The organism is Streptomyces phytophilus, assembly GCF_013870535.1.
GTDB lineage: Bacteria > Actinomycetota > Actinomycetes > Streptomycetales > Streptomycetaceae > Streptomyces > Streptomyces phytophilus.
This window is the reverse complement of record NZ_JACBXC010000540.1, coordinates 1-3,982: the sequence shown is the minus strand read 5'-3', so window position 1 is coordinate 3,982 and position 3,982 is coordinate 1. Positions and strand designations below refer to the sequence as shown.

The window sequence follows — 3,982 nt, the reverse complement described above, 5'->3', positions numbered from 1 at the left end:
ATCCGCACCCCGCCCTGCACCGTCTCGTCGTCGCGCCCGCTCACACCCGGCCCCGCCTCTCCCCGCTCGTCCTCCGCCGTACCGCTCACGATCCCGCCCTTCCCGCACCGCCGTCGGTCCGCGCCGTCGCCGTGGCCCCCTGGCCCGACGCCACCGCACCGCCGCTCATCGCGCCGATGTACACGCCGCCCTCGTTCACGTTGACGATGTACTGCTCGAACTCCCCGGTCTCGTAGCCGCTCTCCCGCAGCGCCTCGGTCACCCCGCTCGCGATGCGGTCGCGGACGGTCTTCACGTACCGGCTCACGTCCATCTTCTGGAAGAGCGAGATCTGCGGCGACGCCCCCAACTCCCGCACCGACGCCGCCGGCCCTTCCCCCGGCAGCCTGGCGGCGTCGGCCAGCCAGGTGCGGAACACCGAGGCCAGGGTGCCGCCCAGGGCGACGACCGACGCGATCGACGAGGTCGGCGCGCTCAGGAGCGCCCGGGTGAGCGTCCGCGCGCCGCCGCCGCGGGCGGCGAGGCGGTCGATCTCGCGGAACTCCGGCCGGACCGGCGGCAGCACGTGCGGCACGACCTCCAGCACGAGCATCCCGCCCTGCGTGTGCACCCGCACCAGGATCGTCACCACGACCAGCTCCGACCACGCGCCGACCCGGACGCGCAGGAAGTAGCGGCGGGCCTCGCCGCCTTCGTCGACGGAGCCGCCGACGTGCTGGTCGACGGTGGCGTCGTCGCGGCGGACGTCGCCGCGCTGCGGCGGCGGGGGGAGGTACACCAGGTGGGCGACCTCCAGGTCCCGCAGCCGGTCCCGGCTGCCGGCGGCGGTCGCGTCGCGGAGCGCGGCGAGCCGCGGCAGGATCAGCTCGACGACCTTGCGGCTGGTCAGCCGCTCGCCGCCGGGCGCGTCCGGGCGCCGCTTCAGTTCCACGGCCAGCGACCAGGGTTCGTGCGGGATGCCGTAGCCGACGAACGGGCGGTCGAAGTCGTAGACGGTGAGCCGCGAGTACTGCTCGTGGGCGATGGCCGCGGCGATCCCGTGGTACGGCTCCGCCACAGCGGGCGGAACGGCGCCGGGGAACGCGGCGGAGGACAGTTCTTCGCGCGCGACGTTCTCCGTCCCGAGCCGGTGCGCCCACACCGGCCACACCAGCAGCAGGGGGAAGACCGCCGCCGTCCACGCACCCTCCGAGAGCAGGTAGAGGGCGCCGAACCAGTAGAGGGCCATATACACGTACGCCACGATGCGCAGCACCAGCGCGGCGCGCGCCCGCCAGAGCAACTGCCGTCCGGCGGCGGCGCGCGGGCCGGCGCCGTAGACGTCGAACCCGCCGCGTCCGCCGGCGACGGCCGCGATCCACAGCAGGAGGCACGGCAGGGCGTACGCGAACGCGGACAGGCCCACGTACGGGGTGCCGTCCGCCAGCACCACGTCGCAGAGGATGAACGCGGCCCAGACCGCGAGCACCCACCACGCCGTCGCCGTCTCGCGTCTGCGGGAGCGCAGGGCGTGCGCGAGTACGGTGACGGCGTCGATGCCCAGCGACGGCGCGACCGCGCGCTCCCCGTGCTCGACCAGTTCCTGGAGCATCCGGCGCCGGAACCCCGGGTCGAGGTAGACCCCGGCGCACAGCAGCCGCGTGGCCTCGCTGGCCTGAGGCGGCGGGCTGCCCGGGGTCACCGGCCCGGCAGGTCGCGGCACGGGCGCGGTCGAAAAGTCTCCGCTCTGCGACAACTCGTCCCCTAAGTCCGCTCGTTGAGTGGACCGAGCGTAGCGCTGACCTAGCCGAGAGTCACCTTCCGGTCAAGGACGTACCCCTACAGGTACCCCCGGCCGGGGCTGGACGGCCCCGGCCGGGGGTACCGCGCGGCGCTACGGGCGGTAGACCTGGCGGCCCTTGTACTGCCCGCAGTGCGGGCAGGCGGTGTGCGGCGGCTTGGGCTCGCCGCACGCCGTGTTCGGGCACGGCGTCAGCGCGGGCACGGAGACCCGGCCGCGCCACTGCGCGCGGTGGTGGCGGACGCGGGCCCGCGACTTCTTCCTGAACATCGAGCTGGACACGCTGGTTTCCTTCCTCCGGTGGACGTTCGCTGCGGTGCGGCGAACGCGGGCGGGGGATCCCGCCCGACCAGGGGCCGGAGGACCAGGGCTGCGTCGGGGTGCACGTGCGGGCGCGCGGGCACGTGCGGAAAGGGCGGTTGAGGCACGGGGACGTCCCGGAGACGGAAGGGTCGAGCAGGGCAGGCCGAAGCGGCCCCGCATGACGGCGGGGCCGGGGCGAGGTCGCTAGTGCGCCTCGGGTGTGTCGACCGGCTCGGAGACCATGCGCCCGACCGTAGGGACGGAGCCCGTACGGCCGCAACCGGATATCCCCGTACGCGGAAAGCCGCGGCGGGCCCTCCCCGGGGAGGGCCCGCCGCGGCGGAAGGACGTGCGAGCGGGGCTCAGACCAGGCCGAGGGCGCTGACGGCCTCGCGCTCCTCCGCCAGCTCCTTGACGGAGGCGTCGATGCGGGTCCGCGAGAACTCGTTGATCTCCAGTCCCTGCACGATCTCGTACGCGCCGTCCGCGCAGGTCACCGGGTACGAGGAGATGAGGCCCGCGGGTACGCCGTAGGAGCCGTCCGACGGGATGCCCATGGAGACCCAGTCGCCCTGCGCGGTGCCGTTGACCCACGAGTACACGTGGTCCACCGCGGCGTTGGCCGCCGACGCCGCCGACGAGGCGCCGCGCGCCTCGATGATGGCCGCGCCGCGCTTGGCGACGGTCGGGATGAACTCGTCGGCCAGCCACTTCTCGTCGCCCACGACCTCGGCGGCGTTCTTCCCGGCGATCTCCGCGTGGAAGATGTCCGGGTACTGGGTCGCCGAGTGGTTGCCCCAGATCGTGAGCTTCTTGATGTCGCCGACCGCGGCGCCCGTCTTCTTCGCGAGCTGCGACAACGCGCGGTTGTGGTCGAGGCGGGTCATCGCGGTGAACCGCTCGGCCGGCACGTCCGGCGCGGCGGCGCGGGCGATGAGCGCGTTGGTGTTGGCGGGGTTGCCGACGACCAGGACCTTGATGTCGTCCGCGGCGTGGTCGTTGATGGCCTTGCCCTGCGGCTTGAAGATGCCGCCGTTGGCCTCCAGCAGGTCGCCGCGCTCCATGCCCTTGGTGCGCGGGCGGGCGCCGACGAGCAGCGCGACGGCGGCGCCGTCGAAGGCGACGTTCGGGTCGTCGGTGATGTCGATGCCGCGCAGCAGCGGGAACGCGCAGTCGTCCAGCTCCATCGCGGTGCCCTCGGCGGCGCCGAGGGCCGGGGTGATCTCCAGCAGCCGCAGCTTGACCGGCACGTCCGGGCCGAGGAGCTGGCCGGAGGCGATGCGGAAGAGCAGCGCGTAGCCGATCTGCCCGGCCGCGCCGGTGACGGTGACGGTGACGGGGCTGTCGGGAGTGCGGGTCATGGTGATCTCTCCGATGAGGGGGCCGGTGTACGGGCTGGCGGGGCCCGGGCGGCCAAGGGCAGCCGTGCCCCCGGGGGTCAATCTATCCGACTGGCACCGAGTGCCGGTGGGCGGCCGGTGTGGGCCCGGTCACGGCGGGAGCGGGCGGGGGCCGCCGCTACGACGGCAGCGTGCCCTTCGTGCACGCCGCGGTGCCGTCGGGGAGCGCCGCGCAGGCCCGTACGTCGTCCAGGTCCTCGGCGACGACCATCGCCGTGAAGCCCTCGCTGGTCCCGGCGGACGAGTCCTCGCGGACCGGGTCCTCACCCGGCACCTCGGCCAGTGCGGTGACGGTCGAGCCGGGTTCCGCGGCGGTGATCCGGGCCCACGCCGCCTTGCAGGGCTCGCTGTAGCGGATCTCCAGGACCATGTCGCCGATGGTCGTCTCGGTGGTCGTACGGGCGAAGTCGCCGCCGCAGCCCATCTCGTCGGGGTCCTCGCCGTTGCAGTCGGCGCCCTGGCACTCGACGCCCTCGGGCAACTCGCCGGACTCGGACGG

At 74.1% G+C, this 3,982-nt stretch carries 4 protein-coding genes; all 4 read right to left on the bottom strand.

Annotated features, from left to right (window positions below):
* Nucleotides 1-85: 85 nt before the first annotated feature.
* Nucleotides 86-1,702, bottom strand: a complete 1,617-nt coding sequence (locus tag H5J30_RS20880; RefSeq protein WP_181788925.1) for an AbeC-like domain-containing protein — start codon at nucleotides 1,700-1,702, stop codon at nucleotides 86-88.
* Nucleotides 1,703-1,873: 171 nt separating this feature from the next.
* The gene (gene rpmF / locus H5J30_RS20875; RefSeq protein WP_374101008.1) at nucleotides 1,874-2,062 is read right to left on the bottom strand and encodes a 50S ribosomal protein L32; all 189 of its coding nucleotides are present in this window, start codon (nucleotides 2,060-2,062) and stop codon (nucleotides 1,874-1,876) included.
* Nucleotides 2,063-2,445: 383 nt separating this feature from the next.
* Nucleotides 2,446-3,444 (bottom strand): malate dehydrogenase, encoded by a 999-nt coding sequence (locus tag H5J30_RS20870; protein ID WP_181788924.1) that lies wholly within the window; start codon nucleotides 3,442-3,444, stop codon nucleotides 2,446-2,448.
* Between the two features lie 157 nt (nucleotides 3,445-3,601).
* Nucleotides 3,602-3,982 (bottom strand): DUF2690 domain-containing protein (locus tag H5J30_RS20865; protein WP_181788923.1); only part of this gene is annotated, 381 nt, incomplete at its 5' end.